Here is a 22,206-nt window from a genome sequence, read left to right on the forward strand (position 1 = left end):
GGCTGAGCAGGAACGGAACGGCAGCTCAGATATCCGTATCGCCGAACCAGCGGTCGGCGGCCCGCTCGAATGCCTCCCGGTCGACATCGCGATCGCCCGCCCAGGCGACGATGCCGTCCGGCCGGACGAGCAAGGCACCCAGCCCGAAGTCGTTCTTCGCCGCCCCGGCCGCGTAACGCAGGTGGCGCCGGCGGCCCGCCACCGCGTCGTGCAGGCGGTGGCCGGAGCCGAATTCCAGCACGACGCCTCGCCCGTCCTGCAACAGCTCGCCGAGGCGGGTGCCGTCGTCGAAACAGAAGTCCGGGGCGCTGCGGCCGACCAGCGGCTGCTCGCTGCCGAGATCGTGGCGGATCGACGATCCCGACACCTTCTCGTATGCGTACGTCGTTCCGTCGCGGGTCCCGAGCAGGTCGCGCACCACTCCTTGGATGGCCTGGCCATGTGGGTCCGGCCGCATCACCGCCGCCTGGGCGCGCGTCCAGTCGAGCACCTGAGCGCCGACCGGATGCCGCTCGCGGCTGTAGGTGTCGAGAAGTCCTTCCGGCGCGTACCCGTGTACGGTCGCCGCGAGCTTCCACCCCAGATTCATGGCGTCGCCGATGCCGAGGTTGAGTCCCTGCCCGCCAAGGGGGGAGTGGATGTGCGCGGCGTCGCCCGCGAGCAGGACGCGCCCGAGCCGGTAGGCCGTCGTCTGCATCGCCCGGTCGGTGAAGCTGGAGACGAGAGGGACGTCGCTGAGCGTCACATCGGTGCCGGACACACGGCGCAGCACCGCCTGGAGATGGCCGGGTGTGGGCTGCCGCGAGCGGTCGAACGCGCCGCCGTCGAAGTCCAGCACGCCGATGTGGCCCTCGGTGGGCATCCGGAGGTACATGCCCGTCGGCGTCAGGTTGATTCCCGGGTCCAGCTTGTCGGGGTCGGCGACGGTGGCGAGCATGACGTAGCCCGTGAACAGCGGTTCGGTGCCGGTGAAGGCGAAGCCCGCGAGTCCGCGCACCGTGCTGCGTCCGCCGTCGCAGCCGACGAGCCAGCGCGCCGCGTACGCGTGCTCGCCGGCGTGCGCTATGACGCCCTCGTCGTCCTGCGCGACGGCTGTGACCGGGACGCCGCGCCTGATCTCCACGCCGAGCTTGGACGCCCGCTCGGACAGCACCGTCTCGACCGCTTCGAGGGCCGTCATCATGCTCTCCGTCGCCGGACCAGGAAGCCGGAACGGCAGCGCGGCGAGGTCGACCCTGGCCGGGTCGAGCACCATGCCGGCGAAGTGGCCCACGCCACGAGGGGGCGCCGGCTCGTCCGCATCGGGGGACGCATCGGGGGCCGGGCCGGGGCCCGGACCGGGGTACGTGCCGGGACCGTCGTGGACGCCCGAGGCTGCCAGCAGCTGGTGCAGCATCCCGCGGCGGTGGAACGCCTCGACCGACGCGGGAGACAGGCCCCGCATCCCGAGCGGTTCCGCCTTCCACGGGGAACGGGACTCCGGCTCCCGTTCGAGTACCAGGACGGAGCAGCCCGCGAGGCCGAGCTCGCAGGCGAGGAACAGTCCGACCGGGCCGGCGCCCACGATCACTACGTCATGCATGAGAACTCCTTACGACGGGCAAGTCAGGACGACTGGAATGTCAGGCACTCGAAGACTGACGCGGGCCGCTCACACCGGGCGCACACGGCGCTGACAGCGGTACACACGGCGCTGGCACCGCCTCACGTGCGGTCCGGCCCAGGGCCCACCCGTCTCCGGTACGTCCCGCCCTGTGACGTGTCAGCGCGGCCCTGGACCGGCCCCGTGGCGGCGCGCGCGAAAATGGGAAGATGAATGAGGATGCGCGGCTTCGCGTCACGCTGCTCGGCGGGGCCCTGCAGGCGTTTCGCGGGGACACCCCCTTGCCCGTGCCGGGTGCCCGGCTGCAGGCTCTGGTCGTACGGCTGGCCCTCGCCGGCGGGCACGCGGTCGAGCAGAGCGGCCTCATCGACGCGATCTGGGCCGAGAACCCGCCGGCCGGCCCCGCGCACGCCCTGCAGGCCCTCGTCTCACGGCTGCGCCGGATCCTCGGCTCGGCCGACGATGTCATGCAGGCCGGGGGCGGTTACCGGCTGGCCGTGGACGCGGCCGACGTGGACGCGCTGCGGTTCGAGCGGCTCGCCGCCACCGGCCGTGACCGCCTGCGCTCCGGCGACCCGCATGCCGCGGCGGCCGTGCTCGGTGAGGCCGTTGCGCTGTGGGGCGACCGTCCCGGCGCCGAGCCCGCGGCCGTCGCCGCGGTGGCGCCCGCCGTCGCGACCCGGCTGGCCCACGCCTCCGTCGAAGCCGTCGCCGCACTCGCCGACGCCGAGCTGTCCCTGGGCCGCGCCGACACGGCCGCCGCCCGCCTGACCGCCCTGCTCGCCGAACACCCCGTCCACGAGCGGGCGGCCGCGCTGCTCATGGACGCGCTCGCCGCCCAGGGGCGCCAGGCCGAGGCCCTGGCCCTGTACGAGCGGGTCCGCGCAACCCTGGCCGACGACCTCGGCACCGACCCGGGCGCGGCCCTGCGCGGGCGCCACCTGAGTCTGCTGCACGCCGGACTGCCCGCACCAGCCGCCGCGCAGACCAGGCCGGGCAACCTGCCCACGCCGCTGACCAGCTGCATCGGACGCGACGACGACCTCGCCAGGATCGGCACGCTGCTCGCCGCCGGGCGCCTGGTCACCGTGCTCGGCCCCGGCGGCGCCGGCAAGACGCGCCTCGCCGTCGAGGCCGCCCGCCGCCACCGCCACGCGTACCGCGACGGCGCCTGGATGACCGACCTCGCCTCGGTCACCGAGCCGGCCAAGGTCGGCGCGGCCGTGCTCGCCGGGACCGGGCTGCGCGGCGGCGCGACGTTCGAGGCACGGACCCGCATCGAGGGGGACGAGCTGGACGTACTCGTCGACCAGCTCGGCGGCCGGGAGAGCCTGCTGCTCGTCGACAACTGCGAGCACCTGATCGATGCCGTGGCCCACCTGGTCGCGGCACTGCTGTCCCGCTGCTCCGGACTGCGCGTCCTGGCCACCAGCCGCGAACCCCTCGCGGTCGACGGCGAGGCGCTCGTACCGCTCGGCCCGCTCGCGCTGCCCGGGCCGGACGACGGTGTCGAACAGGCCCGGCGGGCGGCGTCGGTACGCCTGTTCACCGAGCGGGCCGCGGCCGTACGTCCCGGCTTCGCCCTCGACGCGACGACGCTGCCCGAGGTCCGGCGGGTGACCCGCGGTCTGGACGGGATGCCGCTGGCCCTGGAACTGGCCGCGGCCCGGCTGCGGACCCTGTCACTGCCCGAGCTGGCCGACGGGCTCTCCGACCGGTTCCGGCTGCTCACCACCGGCAGCCGCACCGCGCTGCCCCGGCACCGTACGCTGCGCGCGGTCATCGCCTGGAGCTGGGACCTGCTCAGCGCGTACGAGCGTACGGTCGCCGAGCGCGTCGCGGTCCTGCCCGGCGGCGTCACGCGAGCCTCGGCCACCGCGGTCTGCGCCGGCACCGCGGTGCCGGCCGCCGAGATCCCCGAACTGCTGGCCGCCCTGGTCGACCGGTCGCTGCTGCAACTCGGGCCCGAACCGGGCCGCTACCGCATGCTGGAGACACTGCGCGAATACGGCACCGACCGCCTGACGGAGACCGGCACCCTCGACGCCGTACGCGACCTGGCCGCAAACCACTTCGCCGGGCTGATGGCCCGGTACGACCCGCAGCTGCGCGGGCCCGGCCAACTGGCCGCCATGCGCGTCATCGGCGCCGAGTACGACAACACCCTCGCCGCCCTGCGCCGACGCTGCGACACCGGCGACGCCCCCGGCGCGCTCGCCCTCGCCCTCCACCTGACCTGGTACTGGCACATGTTCGGCCGGCACTCCGACGCGGCCTACTGGCTGGGCGAGGCACTGGCGGTGCCCGGCGGCGAGCCGACGCCCGAGCGTGACTGCGCCCACGCGATCCACCTGCTCAACCGGAACGGCACCCGGCCGGGGACGACCGCCGACGAGGCCGCGTACGACCGGGCTGAGTATGACCGATCCGCGTGCGACCGGGCCGGGACAGGAGAGTTGGCCGACCGGATCCTCGCGCACCCGGAACTGCCCGGCCTCTACGCCGCGCTCACCGCGCTCCCGCTCACGTTCCGGCAGGAGGAGAGGACCACTCCCGCGATCATCGAGCGGCTGGCCGACGGCGACGACGTATGGCTGTCCGGGCTGGCCCGTATGTTCCGGGCCCAGTACGCCGAGAACGTGGGCGAACTGGACCGGACACGCACCGATGTGGAGGCGGCACTGGCCTGCTTCCGGCAGGTCGGCGACCGCTGGGCCCAGGCCGACGTACTGCTGATGCGCGCCAAGCTGCGACAGTACGACGACCTCGACGGCGCGCTGGCCGATCTGCGCGAGGCCCGGTCGCTGGCCGGCGAGTTCGGCCCGCTCAGCCTCGGCGACGAGGTGTTCAGCGACCTGCGCTGGGTCGACCTGCACCTGCGGCGGGGTGACACGGAGGCGACGATCGCGGTGCTCGACTCGGCCCGGGAACGGGCGCTGCGCATGGACTCGCCGGTGATGCCGGCCCTGGTCGACGTGTGGGAGGCCCTCTTGCGGATGCGGCTCGGCGACCTGGACCGGGCGCGGAAACTGCTCGACCGAGCCGAGCGCGGCCTGCACGGCGACGTCCCGTTCCCCGGTGACCACACGCGGACGCTGGTCGGCAGCGTACGGGCCTCGCTCCACCTGGAGCTGGGCGACCCGGCCGGCGCGGAGAAGGCGCTGACGAAGGCGTACGCGATGGCGCTGAAAGCCCGGGACCTGCCCATCCTGGCAGTGGTGGCGGTGAACGCGGCCGCGCTCGCCGAGGCGCACGGGTGGCATCAGGAGTCGGCCGTCCTCCTGGGCACCGCTTCCCGGCTGCGCGGCGCACACGACCGTACCGATCGGCAGGTCCGCGACCTCACCCGCCGAGGGCGGGCCGCGCTGGGCGAGGAAGCCTTCGCCGTGGCGTACGGGAAGGGCTGGGAGCTGGACGGGAAGACGGCCGCGACCACAGCCGACCCGGCCCGGCTGCGCCGGGAACCCGGCTGAACCGGCAACCGGAGCCGAACAATCGTCGTGACCGTCAGCCCGGTGCGCCGACCCAGCTCACCGATCGGGTAAAGGGTGCCGCCGTCCATGACCCCACCTTCATGTCTCCCTCCGCGGGAGAGCCAACTCTCCTGCTCACCATGTGATCCGTGGCTGGAATCGGGGTTCATGACGCTGACGGAGCGGTGGACTTCCCGTCTTATCTGGGCGGACTGGGAATGCGCCGCACTGCAATTGACGGACGAGGCCTCCTGACGGCAATCCGGTCGGCTACCCGATCTCCCATCAGGTTTTCCACCCGATCTCCTGTCCGATCGCCTATCCGGTAACTGTCGCTGCGCGGTTCCACCGCCGGTGCCTCTTCCTCTACGCGCTAACGCCCCGGGCAAGTCGACAGCAGACTTGTCCGGTGCGTTAGCGGCTGCGCGCAGTGCGTTAGTTGAGCGGTAGGGCGAGCAGGCAGTGTGTGTTCCGCCGCGGGAATGCGGCCCTTACCGGTGACGCAGGATCGGGAGAAAACGATGGCGAAGATTCGCAAAATACCGCGCCTGGCCGTGGCGCTCACCCTGCTGGGGTCGGTCGCCGCGGTGGCCGCGCACGCCGACACGGGCGGAGAGCCGGCCGCCGGCCAGGGACTCAACCTGGCGATGGCGGGAGCCTCGCAGAGCCTGGACGCGATGGCGGAGGCGGTGCAGTCCACGACGGGAATGTCGAAGGACCGCGCCATCACGGTGCTCAAGCGCGAGAACAGGTTGTCGGACGAGGCGAACGCCCTCCGTAAGCAGCTGGGCAACCGGTACGCGGGCGTATGGATCGACGGCGAGGCGAACGCCGTGTACGCCAACGCCACCGACGAGGCGACGGCCGCCGAGATCCGCAAGGCGGGCGCGGTGCCCCGGCAGGCGCGGTACGCGCTGAGCGACCTGCGGCGGGTCAAGGCGGCGCTGGACAAGGTGGCCCGCCCCCCGAAGGACTCCTCCTGGGGTACTCGAGCGCAGGACAACCGTGTTGTGGTGGACCTGCCGGAAAGCGCGCGGGGCACGAAGGCCCTGGAGTCGTTCCTCGCGCAGGCCGGACTCGATGCCGCCGATGCCGCACGGGTGAAGGTGGAGTACCACCGGGGAACGAGTGCCCGGACGGGACTGATCGGCGGCGACGGTCTGAAAGCGCCCAGGGGCACGTGCTCGGCGGGCATCATGGTGCAGCAAGGCAACGCGACCTACGTGGTCACCGCGGGCCATTGTGTGAAGAAGTCGGGTGAGACGGTGACCCGCGACGATCCGGAGCAGACGCGCATCGGCATCGTCACGCAGTTCGAATTCCCCGAGAACGACTTCGCGCTGATCGGAGTCGAGAAGCCGCAGTCCTTCCATCCGTTCGGAACGTGGATCAACAGGTACGACGGCCAGATGGAGTCCTACGACGGCACCGCGGCGCCCGCGGGGGGCAAGCGGGTCTGCAAGTCGGGTGTGAAGACCAAATACACCTGCGGCAAGGTGCTGGACGGCGATGCCGATGAAACATGGACGGACGGCGACGGCAACAAGACGAAGAACCTCCTCAAGGTGATCAACATCGTTTCGGGGCCCGGTGACAGCGGCGGAGCGGTGAAGTTCGAGGACAAGGCCGTGGGCACCGTCGTGGGCGGCAACGAACAGAACGCGACCCTTTACGTGGAGCCGATCGGCACGATTCTCAAAAGGACCAACACCACGGTCCTCAACTGGCGACAGCCCTGACCTAAGGAAAGGGTGAGCGCGGTGAATCTGGCCCAGATGGACGCGTACTGTCTCGCCGACCCACTGTTTTTCGACGCTCCGCAGCGTATCCAGGACGCGCGCTCCCGCTGGGTGCCGCCGCCGGTGGGAGACGGCACCCGTTCCGCTGACGATGACGACGTGTGGGTGCGGGTGTTCTTCGGCCGGCCCCTGCCGCTGCAGGGCTGGAAGATCCACGTATCGGCCGAGGGTTCCGCCGCCCAGAGCGTCCTCGACGCGGCCGCCGAAGTCTGCACCCGCCACCGCGCCGCCTTCAAGTACCTGCGCAGCGGCCGGCTGCTGGCGGTGTTCAACTCCAAGTACGCCCACCGCGGTTCCTCGGGGAAGTTCCTCACGGTCTACCCCGCCGACGACGCGGAACTCAAGGTGCTGCTGGACGACCTCACCGCCGCGCTGGACGGACAACAAGGCCCCTACATCCTGTCCGACCTCCGCTGGAGCGACAGCAGTCCGGTCTTCGTACGCTACGGAGCGTTTGCCGCGCGGTGGGCCCAGGACGGCGGCGACGCCCCTGTCCTGGCCATCGCCCGGCCGGACGGGACACCGGTCCGCGACCCGCGCACCGCCGCGTTCACCCCGCCCGACTGGGCGCCGGTACCCGACTTCATCCGGGAACGCGTCGAACGTTTCACGGCCATCAGCCGGGTGGACCTGCCCTACGAGATCGTGCGACCGCTGCACTTCTCCAACGGCGGCGGGGTCTACCTCGCCAAGGACCCGGCGGACGGCACCCAGGTCGTACTGAAGGAAGCGCGCCCGCTGGCCGGGATCGACGCGGAAGGACTCGACGCCGTCGCCCGCCTGGAGCGGGAACACCGGATGCTCACGGCACTGGCCGGAACGGGCCTCGTCCCGCGCGTGCTGGGCTACCGGACGTACTGGGAACACCACTTCCTGATCCAGGAGTACATCGAGGGCGACTCCCTGGCCAAGGCCACCGTGCTGCGCCTGCCCCTGGTGCGGCCGGGCGCCACACCCGGCATGTACGAGGAGTACACCCACTGGGCGCTCGACATCCTCGACAAGGTCGCCGCGGCCACGGCCGTCATCCACCGCACCGGAATCGTCTTCGGCGACCTGCACCCGAACAACATCATCGTGCGCCCCGACAACTCCGTCACCTTCATCGACCTGGAAGCCGCCCACACGGCCGGCGAACTGCGTACCGGCCTCCTCGGCGCGCCCGGCTTCGCCGCGCCCGCCCACGTCACCGGCACCGACATCGACGCGTACGGCCTGGCCGCCCTCCGGCTGGGCCAGTTCATCCCGCTGGGAGCCATGACAGGGCTCGACCCCGCCAAGCCCGGCCAGTGCGCACAATGGGCACACGAACGCTTCCCCCTGCCCGCCGGCTACGCACACGATGCCGCCACCACCATGGCGACGATCGCCGGGACCACCCCCTCGGCACCTGCGAAGCGGGCCCCGTCCGACGGCGGTTGGGAGGAGAACCGAGCCCGCATCGTCGCGGCGCTCACCGCCTCGGCCACCCCCGACCGGGACGACCGGCTCTTCCCCAACGACCCCGAAGGATCACGGGAGGGCGGCGGCACCAACCTGTCCCACGGCGCCGCGGGTGTCCTGTACGCCCTGCACGCCACCGGCCACACCATCGATCCCGCCTGGACCGACTGGCTCACCGAAGCGACCCGGCGCACCTTCCCCACCGCGCCCGTCGGACTGTTCAACGGCTCCTGCGGCGTGGCCACCGTCCTCGACCTCCTGGGGCGGCACGACGACGCCACCGACCTCCTGGAGCGGACCCTCGCCCGTACCGCCGAGCCGACCAGCCTCGGCCTGCTGACCGGACTGCCGGGAACCGGACTGGCCGCCCTCGGATTCCACGCCCGCAGCGGCGACAACGGCCACCTCGACCACGCCCACCGCATCGCCGGCCGCATCGAGGCCGCACTCGCCCGGCCGGCCGGCAGCCACCCGGGCGCGGGCCTCACGTCCGGGGCAGCCGGAGCCGCCCTGTTCCTCGTCCGCCTCCACGAACGGACCGGCGAACCGAGCCACCTCGACCTGGCCGAGAAGGCACTGCGCCGCGACCTCGAACAGTGCGTGTACGTCGACGACTCCCTCCAGGTCAACGACGGATGGCGATCCGTGATCTACCTCGGCACCGGATCGACCGGCATCGGACTCGCCCTGGCAGCCTTCCTCCGGCACCGCACCGACGCGGGTCTCGACGATGCTCTGGGCGCGATCCGCAAGGCGGCACACTGCCGGTTCACCGTCTTCCCCGGCCTGCTCGACGGCCGTGCCGGACTGCTCCACTTCCTGACGTCCGCCGGCCAGGACGCCGACGCCGACGCGCTCCGGGACCATCTGCACGACCTGTGGTGGCACGCCGTTCCCCACGGAGACGGCCTGGCCTTCCCCGGCGAACACCTGGTCCGCCTGTCGATGGACCTCGCCACCGGAACGGCCGGAGTGCTCCTGGCGATGGACGCCGCCCACCGCCGCACCGACCATCTCCTGCCCCTGCTCGGCGGCCCGGCACCGACGACCGCCGCCTAAAAGACTCGCTGCGCCGTTCCCGGCCCAGCGCCACCCCGACCCACGAAAGGAGGTGACACGCCATGTCCATCCTCAGCCTGCAGCAGCTCCAGGGCCCCGAGGAAGGTGAGGTGCTGCTCGGCAGCTCCGCCAGCTTCCAGTGCCACATCACCATCTGAGCCGGTGACCCGTTTCCGGTCCAGTGCGATCCCGATCCATGAAAGGAGGTGACACGCCATGTCGATCCTCAGCCTGCAGCAGCTCCAGGGCCCCGAGGAAGGTGAGGTGCTGCTCGGCAGCTCCGCCAGCTTCCAGTGCCACATCACCATCTGAACCACGGGTGACACACCCGCTCAGAATGGCCGATGACGGTCCGATCACGGACCAGGACAGGCTGCGGGGTCCCGACCCGCAGCCTGTCCCGCCTTTTTCCCGAACCGAACGAGCCCCGACCAACCCGGCCCCACCGGGCCTCGACCGAGCACCGATCGAGTCTCACCGGGCCCGAGGGCCCCTCCCGCCCCCGCGACCCACCGGCAGGTTCAGATGGCACGCACCACGGCTTCCGCGGGGGCCCACCCCCGGGTCCGTACCGCCAGCTCGGCGAGCTGCGCCCTGGCCCGTTCGACGCCCTCCTTGTGCCGCTGCCGCTCCGCCTCCGCCAGCGCCTCGCGGACACAGGCCACGGCCGCCTCCGGCTTCCCGAGCGCCAGCAGGACCTCGCCGCGGGTGAGCCGGAGCAGCACATGCCGGATCGCCGTGAGCCCCGTCCCCGCACCCAGCACCGTCAGCCCGTACGCCGTACACCGCTCGGCCTCCATGATCTCGCCCCGTGCCAGGAGCTGGCGCGCCCTGACCTCCACCGCGAGGAGTTCCGTGAGGGCGTCGCCGACGCCGCGCGCCAGGTCGGCCGCGCGAGCCACATGGGCGAGCGAGGCCGGCGTGACGCCGCCGCGGTCCATCGCCACCGCCAGATTCACGAGCGCGGTCGCCTCACTGGACGCGTGGCCCGCACGGGCCGCCAGGGCCGGGGCGAGTTCCAGGTGGACCAGTGCCTCCGGCAGTCGGTCCTCCTCCGTCAGGACCCACCCCAGGAGCGCCCGGACGCGGGTTTCGGCATCCGGGTCCCCGAGGTTCTCGACCGCGGCCAGCGCCTCCTGGAGCAGCGGGACCCAGCCGTCCCGCACATTCCAGGTGAGGTAGGGCCATTGCAGGATCACCAGGCGCCACGCCCGGTCGTCGTGGCCCGCACGGCGGGCCGCCGCGACGGCGGCACTCAGGTTCTCGCGCTCGGCGGCGTACCACCGCATGGCGTCGTCACGGCTGGTGAACCGCCGTGTCGCCGACGGGATCCAGGCGTCGTCGGGCAACGAGCAGCACGGCTGGTCGTCGGGTACCGCGGCGGCGGCCGCGGCGAGCGCGCCGGCGATGTAGTGATCCAGGAGCCGCAGCAACGCCCCCTCGTCGGCGGCCAGTCCCCGGGCGTACAGCCGGACCAGGTCGTGCAGGGAGTACCGGCCGGGAACGTACTCGGTGACGAGGTGGGCTCCGGTGAGACGGTCGAGTGCCGCACCCGCCGCCGTGGGATCGCAGTCGCACAGCGCCGCCGCCGCGTACCGGTCCAGGTCGGGGCCCGGCAGTCCGCCGAGCAGGGCGAAGAGCCGCGCCGCAGCGGGCGGCAGCCCTTGCACCGTGAGCCGCAGGGCCGCGGCGACCCCCGACTCCTCGCAGTCGTCCAGCGCAAGCAGGGACAGCCGGCGCTGCTCGTCGGCGAGTTCGCAAGCCAGGTCCGACAGCCGCCAGTCCGGCCGGGTCACGAGCTGGGCGGCCGTGATGCGCATCGCGAGCGGCAGCCCGTCGCACAGCGTGACGAGCTGGGCCGCCGCCTCCGGCTCGGCTGCCACCCGTCCGCCGCCGACCGCGGCGGCGAGCAACTCGGTGGCGTCGGCGGGCCCGAGAACGTCCAGCGGCACCGGGCGGGCCAGCTCGTCGACGATCAGCCCGCCCAGCCGCAGCCGCGAGGTCACCAGCGTGGCCGTGCGCGCTCCGTACGGCAGGAGCGGCCGTACCTGGTCGGCGCTGCGGGCGTTGTCCAGGACGACGAGCAGCGCGCGGTCCTCGGTGAGGTCGCCGTAGAGGGCGGCGGCCGCCACCGCCGACTCGGGCAGTTCGCGCGGCGGGAGGCCGAGCGCGATCAGGAAATCCCTGACGACTTCGTCGGGTCGCACGGGCTCGCCGCCGAATCCCCGCAGGTCCGCGAAGAGCACCCCGTCCGGGAACGCTTCCCGCCGCTGGTGCGCCCAGTGCAGCGCGAGGGCCGTCTTGCCGACCCCGGCGGCGCCGGTGACCAGGGCGATGGCACCGTCCCCCGTGATGGTGTCGAGCGCCGTGAGCTCCTCGCCCCGGCCGTGGAAACCACGCGCCGCGCGCGGCAGCAGACGCGGCACGGGCCGCTTGGAAGGAGGCGGCCCCTCCGCCGCGCCACCGTCATCCGGCGCTTGCCGTACGGGCAGCCGCAGGGCTCCCGCACCCGGTCGAGTGGGGTTCGGCTGCGGCGATTCCTCGTGCGTCTGCTCCCCACCGTCCGGCTCGGCGGCCCCTCCTGACTCCGCAGTCCCTTCCGGATCCGCGGACGCTCCCGCCCCCTTCTCCCCGGCCGGGGCCGCGCGTGGCGGCTCCGCCCGCGGTGGCTGGACGACCGGAGCCGTACGGGCCGCCGCCGGCGGTCGATCACCCGTCAGGTCCCCCCGCAGAATCCGCTCGTACGCCGCACGCAGCCCGGGACCCGGATCGATCCCCAGCTCGTCCGCGAGCCGGCCGCGGATGCAGTGGTACCAGTCGAGGGCGTCGGACTGCCGGTCGGCCCGGCACAGCGCCGTCATCAGCGCCGACGCCAGCGACTCCCGCAGCGGGTACGCCACCGCCTCGGCCTTGAGCAGCGCCGCCGCCTGGGTATGGTCGCCGAGCCGCCCGTACGCGTCCGCCAGGCTCTCGACCGTGACCAGACGGGTCTCCTCCAGAGCCTGGGCCGCGGCGCAGAGCGAGGCGGTCGTCGCGGTTCCCGTCAGCGCGGGGCCGCGCCACAGCGCCAGCGCCGCGCGCAGCACGGGCACCGTGTCCTCGGGCCGCTCCTGGCGCTGCCCGCGCCGCACCAGTTCCTTGAAGCGGTGTACGTCGAGGAGCTGGTCCGGCATCTCCAGCACATACGCCGGTCCCTGTGTGGTCAGCCGTACCCCGTGCCGCTCGGCCCCGGCTCCGGCGAACAGGGCGCGCAGTCGCGAGACATGCCCCTGGATGACGGTACGGGCGTTCGCCGGCGGCTCCTCCTCCCAGATCATGTCGATCAACCGGTCCACGGGAACCGCCGCGTTCGACTGCAGCAGCAGCGCGGCGAGGACACTGCGCCGTTTGACCGGGCCGAGGGGGAGTGGCCCCGTTTCGCCCGCCACCCCGACTCCACCCAGCAGCCGAAACTCCACAGCATCTCCCCAGGCCGCGCCAATGATCTTCATCAGGCTACGCAGCGCGCCGTCCACTCGACACACCAGAAACCGGCCATGGCTCAAAACAGGCCGCGCTGACAGCGTCGGCGCGGCCCTGGCCCGTACGCCGCGCGCCGGGAGTACGCCCCGCCCGGAAGAACGCTCTTCGTGCGCCTGCCCTTCGCCTTTCGCGCCCCGCACTCCGGGGCGTCGCCGAGCATCACCCTGGGCACTGTCCGCAGTGGATCACGTGCGCTGGGTAACCGACTCGGTGTGCTGCCTCGAAGGGAACAAGACCACCATGCGTCTCGCCTCACGTCTCACCGCCACCCTCAGCGGCCTCGCCCTCGTACTCGGCGGAGTCGTGGCCGCCGCTCCGGCCGTCCACGCGACCCCGCAGAGCTGCTTCTACTACGTCATGGAGCACCACCCCGACGCCGACCCTGACGTGACCGAACGGGCCTGCCTCCTCGGCGCCAAGGGAACCAAGGAAAGCCACCGGGCCTGCTACACCGAGCTGCGGCGTGACTACGTCCCGGCGAAGGTCGCCTTCGACGGGTGCCGCCGCGCCGCACAGAAGTAGCGCCGGGGCGGCGGCGCGGGCCCCGGGAGGCCCGTCAGGGTCCCCGGGGCCCGGCCCTGTCGTCGCACTGGATGCCGTCCGTGCCGATGGCCGCCCCGCGGTGGGCATCGGGGCGCCGCGTGGCAGCCGTTGGCGGAAATGGAACCACTTCCGCATCCGATCGGTCCGCGGACATTTCTCCTGAGGCGAATTGTACTCCAATGGACCCAACGGGCCGGTGACTGACGGGGGTTGCTCACGGTGTACGTACGCGATCTGGTGCGCGAAGTGGTGGCGGAGCACGCGGCACACGAGCTGCCGCTCGTCGATGGCCTGCGCGAGTTCGACGACGACCGGGTCATCCGCACCCTCACCCGGCGGGGCCGGCAGCGCGAACCGCTCGGCTTCGGATACGCGGAAGTGGCCGCGCTGGTCACCCCCGTGGTCTGGCTGGTCCTCGACCAGGCGGCCCGTCGCACCGTCGGCGCCTCCGGGACCCCCGACGCCCCTCACCCATCCCGGACACGCGGCTCCTCACCGAGCCGGTGAAGCCCTTCTGTCCTCCCTTCTCCCAGAACGCGGGTGAACTCCTCATCCGTGGCCCGCAAGACCAGCCGCATACCTACCGGGGTACGCCCCGACAGGAAGTCCAGAGCGTGCAGGACGAAGTCCACCGGCCAATCGCGAGGGCGATAGCCGACCTTGAGGTCAACGGTATGGATCTCGGCCTCTCGCCGCCGCGCCAGCACGGTATCCAGCACCGTGGCATGGCGGAACCGGCCCGCGCGCCGCCAGTCCGCTGCCGTCAGCCGGCTCCACGTATCTTCCAGAGCCCGTTGGGCCAGTCTCAGTTCCTCATACAGCTCCGCCAAGGGCCGTGCGGCTCCCCGGGCGATGGACTGGTCACGCTCTGCCTGGCCGTCGTCATACATGTCGACAACCTCACCCTGCAGAGCTGCCAGCGCCTGCCGCTCGAACTCACCGGACCCTCGCCCGCATCGGACGGCTGGCGGCCCGCTGAGGGTCAGGAGTGTCGTACAGGCTGCGCCGTGCGTACGGTCTGCTGGAGCCGGTTGCCGATGTGGCGGATCAGGTGTTCCAGATCTGCGCAGTACACCGAGGGGTGGTCGAAGCCCGAGCCGTTCAGGTAGCGGTCGGTGTACCTGCCGCCGCCGCAGACGCCGGCGACGGGGCAGTGTCGGCAGGTTGAGCAGAGTGTGTCCAGCCCTCGCGCTTGAGTGGCAACGGTGTGCGGGTGGCTCAGGGCGTCCTCGAAGTCGTGGTGGAAGACGTTCATGCCCAGGTCGGGTGCGCCCGCATAGGTGGTCTTGAGGGAGTCGAGGCGCTGAAGGGAACCGTCGGTGTCGATCACCACCACGGCCAAGGGGGACAGCCCCACCGTCTCGGTCCTGCTCGCCGCGCCGAGCAGCAACGCCACGATCTCGGCGAACAGTCGTACGGGTACGTGTGGTTGGCCTGGAGGAGTGTCCCACCACAGGTCGAAGACGCGCGCCAGCCATGCGCCGTAGGGAACGGGGCGCGCTGTCCGGCCCGTGGGTTCGGTGAACGGGCCGATGCCGGGCGGCGGCTCGCTCCAATTGCCGTACGGGAGGAGCAGGTCGAGGCTGGTCGGGCCCAGGGCGACCAGTGATTCGTAGACCTCTGTGGGGTCGGTGTGTACGTCGATGGTGCACAGGAGACCGCCGTAGATGCCGGGTGTGCCGGCCAGCAGGCCGGCCGCTCGCCGTACCGCGGGCCAGGAGGACCGGCCGGCGTGGTCGACGCGCCGGTGGTTGAGCCGGGGGCTGCCGCCGTCGAGGCTCAGCCCGACGGTGATGCGGGCTTCGCCGAGCTGCCTCAGGGTGTCCGGGGTGAGCAGCGTGCCGTTGGTCTGGACCGAGATGGCCGCGGCGCAGTGCGCGGGCAGGGCGTCCCGGACGGTCCGGGCGTAGCCGATCAGCGCGGCGGGGCCGGCCAGGAGCGGCTCCCCGCCGTGCAGATCGACGCGTATCGAACGCAGCCCGTGGGTGGTGACGTGCTGGGCGATGCGTTCCGCGGTGCGGTGCATGGTGGTCCCGGACACCCGGACAGGGCGCTCACGCCAGCTCTGATCGGGCCCCTCGTAGACGTAGCAGTACGTACAGGCGAGGTTGCACCTGCTGTGTACCTTGACCACGAACTGCCGGAAAGGGACGGGGCGGCCCGCTTCACTCATGCACGACAGGGGGCGCGTCGTCGTAGAAGGCGACCGTGTCCGAGCTGTCCATGCGTGCGCGTACGCCGGGCAGCAGCGTGCTCAGCACCGGGTGATCCGTGTGAGCCGCCAGCTCACTGAGCGGCAGGCCGGTGAAATCGGGGAGTCGCGTGTCGCTCGGCTGTACGGGCAGGCAGGTCTTGGTCATGCCAGGGCCTCTCTCGCTCGTCGGTCCTCCCCAGGTTTCCATGGGCCGACAGCGAATCCATCGCATCGTTCCGGCCAACACCGCGTCGGTGGGTGCGGGCGCCCGGCGATGCGGTGGTGCGGTGATGCGATCATGACGGGCGATGAATGCAGAGGCAGACGTAGTCCCGTACGCGGCGGACGCAGGCCCGCACCCGGATCTGGATGTGCAGACGAATCCGGTGGAGGATGAGCCCGCGTCGGCCGGCTGGCCGGACGTACCGGGTGATACCGCCCTCACCATCAAGGTCCCCGAAGCCGACCCGCTGATGCGGGCCGGGTTCCCCGCGCACGTGACCGTTCTGTATCCGTTCCTAAATGAAAGTCGCATTGATGCTGCGGCCCACGACGCGCTGGTCGGTCTCTTCGCCGGGCATGACGCCTTCACGCTGACCTTCGACGCGTTCGACCGGTATCCCGGCGTGCTCTGTCTCGACCCGTGGCCCCACGCCCCGGTCACCGCGCTGACCAGGGACCTCACCCGGCGCTGGCCCGAAGCGTTGCCCTACCGGGGAATATTCGGCGGTGCGGGGCTCGCTCCGCACCTGACGATCGCGAACCACGAGGGGCCTGCGACCCAGGACGCGGCGTACGACGCGTTGCAGGCCGAGCTGGCCCCCTCGTTGCCGTTGAGCTGTTCCGTCGACGCGGTCCAGCTCATCGCCTGGGACGGCCGGCGCTGGCAGGACCGGGCGGAATATCGTCTGGCCGCGCGGGACCGGTGACGGGACGGGCCCCCGGCCGCCCCTCGCCGTTGGCCGTCCCGTGTCGTTTGACCTTGTCGCAGCGACAACGTTTCTACTGAAGCCATGCGAATCGGAGAGCTCGCCGGCATCGTCGGCATCACCACCCGTGCCGTACGGCACTACCACCGCACCGGGCTGTTGCCCGAGCCGCCGCGACAGTCCAACGGCTACCGTGAGTACTCGCTGCGGGACGCCGTCGAGCTGGCCCGGATCCGCCGGCTGACCGAGCTGGGCCTGAGCCTGGACGAGGTGAAGGACGTGCTGGCGGACGACGCGGGCAAGGACCTCGTCGAGATCCTGGCCGAGCTGGACGCCGATCTGGCACGGCAGGAGGAGGACATCCGCCGGCGCCGCGCCCGCATCGCCCAGCTTCTCGAACAGGCCGGGCGGACCGGGCGGCTCCCGGCCGATGCTCCTGTCTCACCCGAACTCGCGGTCATCTTCGAGGACATGGCGCGCCTCGGCGGGGGTGCCCGGCCCGGAGCCGGCGATGGCGGCCAAGGAGCGGCAGCTGCTCGCCCTGCTGGAGACCGGCTCGCCGGGCGGCGACCGCGGCTGGCTCGACGCCATGACGCAGAGCCTCCGGGCCGACCCGGCGGCCATGCGGCGTGCGTACGCGGTCTACGCCCAGCTGGACGAGCTGGCCGACGCCGCCGAGGACGATCCGCGGGTGGAGCAGACCGCCCGGGCCATCGACGCCAGTGTCCCGGACGAGGCGCTACGGGCGATGACCATCCCGGACGACGGGGACGGCGCGGGGGAGGGCGACGGCTTCGCGGGCGCCTATTTCGCCCAATTCTCCTCCGCCCAGGCCGCCGCCGTGCGCCGTGCCATCGAGCTGCTCAGGGAGCGTGCCGGATGAAGACGCTGCGCAAGGCCGTGCGCTGGTCGTTCGCCGCTCTCGTACCCGGCGAGCTGGTGCTCGTTCTGTGCGTGGCCGGGGGAGCGGGGTTTCCCCCGGCGGCTCGGTCGGCGACGGAAGCGGCCACGCTCGTGCTCGCGGCCGTGTCCGCCACCCTGATCACTCTCGACCACCGCCGTCACCGCCGTGACGGCCTCGACCCGCGCTCCGCCTTCCTCGCCGCGATCGCCGACGCCGTACCGGCGGCCGTGCGCAAGCTGACCGCACACGAGCTGTTCCTCTCCACCAGCTTCCTGCGCTGGGTGGCCCGCCGGGGCCCGCACGGGGTACGGGACGGTGACCTGCCCGTCGCGTACGCCCCGGGTCAGACGGCGACCATGTACGGCTTCCTCTTCGTCTGCGTCGTCGAGACGGTGGGCCTCGCCTTCCTGATCCCGTGGCCGGTGGTGCACGCCGCGACCCTCGTCCTCGATATCTGGGGCTGCTACTTCGTCATCGCGCTGCACTCCTCCTGCGTGGTGCGGCCGCACGTGATCGGGGCCGACGGCTCACTGCGCCTGCGCTACGGCGCCCTGCTGGACATCCGTATCCCCGCCGACCGGATGGCCTCCGTCCGTACGGACCGGAAGTTCCCGGACGGCAAGCTCGCCGTCGTGGACGGCAACGGCGTCGCCGACATGGCCGTGGCAGGCCAGACGACGGTCATCGTCGAGGTGACCGAGCCGGTGCGTTATCTGCGCGCCCTGGGTAAACCGGCCGAGGCCCGCGCCTTCCGCTTCTACGCCGAGAGCCCCGCGGCCGCCGTCGCCGCGCTGAAGGCGCGTGCCAAGCCCGCTATGAGTGATCGGTGACCTTGGATTCGACGTGTCCGAGCGGGTCGGGGCCGGTCGTCAGCGCGTCACATGCCGCCTGCCAGGCCGGGTCGCCGGGGTACAGCTCGGAACGGAGGTAGGCGCAGGTGAGCCGCTGGACCGCGGCTACCCGCTCGGGGCTCTCGTCCGTCGTCTCGGCGACGTCGTAACCGGAGACCCCGCCGAGCCCGTGCTCCGCGCCGAACAGGGTGAGCAGGGACTTGGGGCCGGGGGCGAGGGTGTACGGATCGGCGTGCCAGTCCGGGCCGTTGACCGTCAGGTGGGCGGAGTCGTCCGCGTCACCGGCGACCACGAGTGCGGGCGTCGCCATCTTGGCGTAGTCCATGGTCAGGAAGAACGGGAAAGCCTCGGCCGTGGACTCGGTCAGGGCGTCGCCGCCCCTGCCGGGCGCGGCGAGCAGGACGCCCGCCGTGATCCGGGGGTCGGTCAGGTCCACTTCGGTTCCGTCGTGCGGATCGGTGAGCCGGGCGCCCAGCAGCATGCTCGCGGTGTGCCCGCCCATCGAGTGTCCGGCCACGGCGACCCGGCTCCGGTCCAGGGCGCCGGGGAGCTGCGGGACGGCGGCCTCGATCTCGTCGAGCCGGTCGAGGATGTGGGACATGTCCTCGGCCCGCGAGCGCCAGTACAGAGGCGCGCCGGGGGTGTCGGGCGCCAGGTCCAGGGTCCGGGAGCTCAGGTGGGTGGGCTGGATCACGGCGAAACCGTGCGACGCCCAGAAGGTGGCGAGGGGGGCGTAGCCGTTCAGCGAGGACAGGTGGTTCGAGTGGCCCTGGCCGTGCGACAGGAGGATGACCGGCAGATCGCTCCCGGTCACGGGCGCGGAGACCCGTACCTGGAGATCGACGGCCCGGCCGGGGACGGAGAGCGCCACGGGGCCGACCGAGAGGACGGGCGTGGGCGAGCCGAGGATGCCGGCTGCGTGGTCAGCCGGGCGGGTTGATTCCTTCATGGTGCGCATTCCCTTCAACGGCCTCTGGTCCGGGGCTGGTTGACCGGCTCCCGGGGAGGCGGGCAGGGTCGTCCGCTCGACGGAAACGAAGCGGAACGCCGTTCCGGTACGATATGGAACAGCGTTCCGCTTTGTCAATGACCCCTCGTCCGGCCCCTATAGGCCGAGATCCAGGGCCAGGCAGGAGAAGTGGTTCCAGGACCCTTCGGGGCGATACGCGTCGTGTGCGCGACTCTCCGGCGAGGCCTTCTCCGTGACCATGTCCTCGTAGGGAATGCGCTCGGGCAGCTTGCCGAACTTTGCCTGCCGGGGGGCGGGGGCGTGTGCTGAGGCGGTGGGCCCGTTGGTCATGTGGTGTCCTCCGATGCGCCGGTCTGCCCGGGTGGGTGTGGGGTGACTCTGGCAGGCGGCGCGTCACCGGTCAAGGCGGTGACGCGGGGGAGTCCGGCGCAACGTGGTTGCGGGACGGAGGAGTTCGGTGTGCTCATGCACGCGTCGATGTCAGCCGCCTGCCCGGCGGGCAGCATTCGGGCGTGCGCAGTGACCTGGCTCTTACAAGGTGACCTGGCTCTTCTTACGCGCGCGATAGGCGGCAGCCTTGATCTTGTTGCCGCAGGACTCCATGCCGCACCAGTGCCGCCGCGCGCCCCGGGAGCGGTCGACGTAGACCCGGGTGCACTCCGGGTTCTCGCACTCCTTGAGCAGAGGTACGTCCGGCCCGCTCAGCAGCTCCACCGCCTGGCGGGCCACGGCCGACAGCGCTTCCCCGGCGGTGGCGTGCGTCCGGCGCCCGGCGCTCGTGAGCTGCGGGGCGGCGGAGGGCTTGCGTGCGGCCTCGTTGAGTACGTCCAGGGCCCGGGCGCCGAACGGCTCGTCGAGGCGGCGCGCGGTGATCAGTTCGTAGACCGCTTCCCGTACGGCCTTCGCGCGCGCGACGTCGGACGGCCGGGCGGGCGTCAGGGAGTCCACGGTCCCCGACTCCAGATACCACGCGTCCAGCCGGTCCGGCGCCGCGAACATCTCGAAGCGCACGGAGCGCCGGGCGCGGAGGGTCGCGGCGAAGTCGAGGGCGGGGTGTCCGCAGACGAAGACATGGTCGAGATTCACGGTCACCATCCTGGCGAGTGACCATCGGCGCGACAAGGCGCGTCACCCGCCGCCCGGGCGCGCCCGGCCGGGGCCCAGGTGCAGGCGGCGGCCCTGCCAGCGTCCGCGCAGCCATCGATCGTGGCTGGCCACGACGATCGCGCCCGGCCCGGCGCCGAGGGCGTCCTCCAGCTCGTCGCACAGGCGCGGGGACAGGTGGTTCGTGGGCTCGTCGAGCAGCAGGAGGTGTGGCGGGCACGCCATCAGGAGGGCCAGCGCGAGCCTGCGGCGCTGGCCGACCGACAGCTGTGCCACGGGTTTGCCGAGATCCGTGGTGCTCAGCAGCCCCAGTGAACTCAGCGGCACCGCCGCTGCCCGCTCGGCGCCCAGTGCCTGCGTGTACGTGTCGCGCACCGAGCGGTCGGGGCGTTGGAACACGGTGTCCTGCGTCAGCAGTCCGACTCTCAGACCCGGCCGCGCGTTCACTTCGCCTTCGGCGTGCAGCCGCCCGGCCAACAGGGACAGGAGCGTGGACTTGCCGGCCCCGTTGTCTCCCGTGATCAGGAGCCGATCGCCTGGCGGTATGTCCAGGCGCGCGATGCTCAGCCGCCCGGGCACCCTATGCCGCGCAGCGCGACGAGACTGCGGTCCTCCGGCTCGCGGGCCGATGCGGGTGTCGAGCGCGTCGCCGACTCCCCCGCCGCCCCTGTCACCGCCGACGCATCCGCCACCGGCCCCGCTGCCGATACGTCCGCCGGTTCCTCCGCGGAATCGGCGGCGAGCGCGGTCGTGTGCAGGTGCAAGGGGCGGGGCGGCTCGCCGACCTGGGTGCGCTCCAGTTCGTCCAGGCGGCGGGTGGCGTTGCGTACCCGCCGGGAGACCTGCTGCTGCACCCGGCCGGCCCGATGGCCGTACCCCATCTTCTCGTTGTCCCGTGGCCCGCGGTCCGGGGCGACCCGGCGCGCGGTCACCCCGGCCGAGCGGCGCAGCGCGTCCAGTTCCTCCTGCTCCTCCGCGTACCTCCGTTCCCAGCGCTCCCGCTCCGCCAGCTTCTCGGCCAGATAGGCGCTGTAGTTACCGCCGAAGCGAACCGGACCGTTCACGGCCGGGTCGAGATCGATCAGGTCGGTGCAGACGGCGTCGAGGAACGCCCGGTCGTGGCTGGCCGCCACGACGGCCCCGGGCAGTTCGCGGATCTGCCCTTCGACGAAGGCGGCGGCCTCGTCGTCGAGGTGGTTGGTCGGTTCGTCCAGCAGGAGCGCGGCGGGCCGGCGGACGAGGAGCGCGGCCAGGGCCAGCCGGCCGCGCTGCCCGCCGGACAGGGACCCGAGCGTACGGTCGTGCGCGAAGCCGCCGAGCCCGAGCCCGTCCAGGACGATCGCGGCTCGCCGGTCGGCGTCCCAGACTTCGCGCTCCTGGGCCTGTTCGAGCTGCCGCCCGTACGCGTCCAGCAGGTCGGCGTACTCGGGGCGGTCGTCCGGGGTGTCGGCGAGCAACCGGGTGAGCCGGTCGAGTTCGGCCAGGTCGACGCGCGCCTCGCGCAGGGCGTCGTCCAGCACCCGAGCGATGGTCGTGCCGCTGTCGAACGGCATCTCCTGTTGCAGAAAGCCCAGGTCGTACGGGCGGGTGACCTGCCCGGCGTCGGGTTCGTCCACCCCCGCGAGCAGGCGCAGCAGGGTCGACTTGCCGACGCCGTTCTCGCCGATCAGCCCGACGCGCCGGCCGGGGGAGACGGTGAGGGAGACGCCGTCGAGGACCCGTCGGGTCCCCAGTGTGCGGACGAGGTCGTGGGCGAGCAGAGCAGGTCGGGGCATGGCGGTCCACCTGGTGTGAGCGCTGTACGCGGCCCGC

General features: G+C 72.2%; 15 protein-coding genes and 2 pseudogenes. 8 read left to right on the forward strand and 9 right to left on the reverse strand.

Translation table 11 applies throughout. The features are described 5' to 3' along the window. Positions 1-25: 25 nt before the first annotated feature. The gene (locus ACZ53K_RS23600; RefSeq protein WP_468839962.1) at positions 26-1,582 is read right to left on the reverse strand and encodes an FAD-dependent monooxygenase; all 1,557 of its coding nucleotides are present in this window, start codon (positions 1,580-1,582) and stop codon (positions 26-28) included. A gap of 230 nt (positions 1,583-1,812) precedes the next feature. Between ACZ53K_RS23600 and ACZ53K_RS23605 the strand changes: the two genes are divergently transcribed. The 3 genes from ACZ53K_RS23605 (at position 1,813) to lanKC (ending at position 9,377) form a co-directional block, all read left to right on the forward strand. Beyond that, a complete protein-coding gene (locus ACZ53K_RS23605) occupies positions 1,813-5,076 on the forward strand; it encodes a BTAD domain-containing putative transcriptional regulator (protein WP_468839965.1) in 3,264 nt (1,087 codons plus the stop codon). Between the two features lie 521 nt (positions 5,077-5,597). Then, positions 5,598-6,815 carry a S1 family peptidase gene (locus ACZ53K_RS23610; RefSeq protein WP_468839968.1) on the forward strand — a complete coding sequence of 406 codons (1,218 nt, stop codon included), beginning with the start codon at positions 5,598-5,600 and terminating at the stop codon, positions 6,813-6,815. A 12-nt stretch (positions 6,816-6,827) separates the two neighbouring features. After that, positions 6,828-9,377: a class III lanthionine synthetase LanKC gene (gene lanKC, locus ACZ53K_RS23615; RefSeq protein WP_468839970.1), complete on the forward strand. Its 2,550-nt coding sequence runs from the start codon at positions 6,828-6,830 to the stop codon at positions 9,375-9,377. Between the two features lie 521 nt (positions 9,378-9,898). Here the strand turns inward: lanKC and ACZ53K_RS23620 are convergent. Beyond that, positions 9,899-12,835 (reverse strand): AfsR/SARP family transcriptional regulator, encoded by a 2,937-nt coding sequence (locus tag ACZ53K_RS23620; RefSeq protein ID WP_468839973.1) that lies wholly within the window; start codon positions 12,833-12,835, stop codon positions 9,899-9,901. A 253-nt stretch (positions 12,836-13,088) separates the two neighbouring features. On the opposite strand from ACZ53K_RS23620, the gene ACZ53K_RS23625 reads away from it, so the two are divergent. Together ACZ53K_RS23625 and ACZ53K_RS23630 are read left to right on the forward strand one after the other, a co-directional pair. Continuing rightward, positions 13,089-13,421, forward strand: coding sequence for a hypothetical protein (locus ACZ53K_RS23625; protein ID WP_468839976.1), 333 nt, complete (start codon positions 13,089-13,091; stop codon positions 13,419-13,421). Between the two features lie 240 nt (positions 13,422-13,661). After that, positions 13,662-13,949 carry a hypothetical protein gene (locus tag ACZ53K_RS23630; RefSeq protein ID WP_468839979.1) on the forward strand — a complete coding sequence of 96 codons (288 nt, stop codon included), beginning with the start codon at positions 13,662-13,664 and terminating at the stop codon, positions 13,947-13,949. On the opposite strand, the gene ACZ53K_RS23635 is transcribed toward ACZ53K_RS23630, so the two are convergent. The 3 genes from ACZ53K_RS23635 to ACZ53K_RS23645 all read right to left on the reverse strand — a co-directional run bounded on the left by ACZ53K_RS23635 (position 13,910) and on the right by ACZ53K_RS23645 (position 15,802). Beyond that, the gene (locus ACZ53K_RS23635; protein ID WP_468839982.1) at positions 13,910-14,332 is read right to left on the reverse strand and encodes a DinB family protein; all 423 of its coding nucleotides are present in this window, start codon (positions 14,330-14,332) and stop codon (positions 13,910-13,912) included. The two genes, ACZ53K_RS23630 and ACZ53K_RS23635, sit on opposite strands and share 40 nt — an antisense overlap. Before the next feature lie 92 nt (positions 14,333-14,424). Then, on the reverse strand, positions 14,425-15,615 hold the full coding sequence (locus tag ACZ53K_RS23640; protein ID WP_468839985.1) for an FxsB family cyclophane-forming radical SAM/SPASM peptide maturase: 1,191 nt from the start codon (positions 15,613-15,615) through the stop codon (positions 14,425-14,427). After that, positions 15,608-15,802, reverse strand: a complete 195-nt coding sequence (locus tag ACZ53K_RS23645) for a YxD-tail cyclophane-containing RiPP peptide (RefSeq protein ID WP_468839988.1) — start codon at positions 15,800-15,802, stop codon at positions 15,608-15,610. The genes ACZ53K_RS23640 and ACZ53K_RS23645 overlap by 8 nt, the downstream gene beginning before the upstream one ends. 142 nt (positions 15,803-15,944) lie before the next feature. Here ACZ53K_RS23645 and ACZ53K_RS23650 point away from each other — a divergent pair, with 142 nt between their 5' ends. From ACZ53K_RS23650 to ACZ53K_RS23660, 3 genes and pseudogenes are all read left to right on the forward strand, one after another. Further along, a complete protein-coding gene (locus ACZ53K_RS23650) occupies positions 15,945-16,565 on the forward strand; it encodes a 2'-5' RNA ligase family protein (protein WP_468839990.1) in 621 nt (206 codons plus the stop codon). A gap of 84 nt (positions 16,566-16,649) precedes the next feature. After that, positions 16,650-17,448 (forward strand): annotated as a pseudogene (locus ACZ53K_RS23655) (MerR family transcriptional regulator). Next, complete coding sequence (locus tag ACZ53K_RS23660) at positions 17,445-18,299, forward strand: hypothetical protein (RefSeq protein WP_468839993.1); 855 nt, start codon at positions 17,445-17,447, stop codon at positions 18,297-18,299. The pseudogene ACZ53K_RS23655 and the gene ACZ53K_RS23660 overlap by 4 nt, the downstream one beginning before the upstream one ends. On the opposite strand, the gene ACZ53K_RS23665 is transcribed toward ACZ53K_RS23660, so the two are convergent. The 4 genes and pseudogenes from ACZ53K_RS23665 to ACZ53K_RS23680 all read right to left on the reverse strand — a co-directional run bounded on the left by ACZ53K_RS23665 (position 18,283) and on the right by ACZ53K_RS23680 (position 22,169). Next, positions 18,283-19,269: an alpha/beta hydrolase family protein gene (locus tag ACZ53K_RS23665; RefSeq protein ID WP_468839996.1), complete on the reverse strand. Its 987-nt coding sequence runs from the start codon at positions 19,267-19,269 to the stop codon at positions 18,283-18,285. The genes ACZ53K_RS23660 and ACZ53K_RS23665 overlap by 17 nt on opposite strands. Positions 19,270-19,425: 156 nt before the next feature. Beyond that, on the reverse strand, positions 19,426-19,620 hold the full coding sequence (locus ACZ53K_RS23670) for a hypothetical protein (RefSeq protein ID WP_468839999.1): 195 nt from the start codon (positions 19,618-19,620) through the stop codon (positions 19,426-19,428). 201 nt (positions 19,621-19,821) lie between these two features. Then, a complete protein-coding gene (locus tag ACZ53K_RS23675; RefSeq protein ID WP_468840002.1) occupies positions 19,822-20,376 on the reverse strand; it encodes a CGNR zinc finger domain-containing protein in 555 nt (184 codons plus the stop codon). 42 nt (positions 20,377-20,418) lie between these two features. Next, positions 20,419-22,169, reverse strand: a pseudogene (locus ACZ53K_RS23680) (ABC-F family ATP-binding cassette domain-containing protein). Positions 22,170-22,206 lie beyond the last annotated feature (37 nt).

Source organism: Streptomyces sp. NPDC033221 (assembly GCF_055577005.1).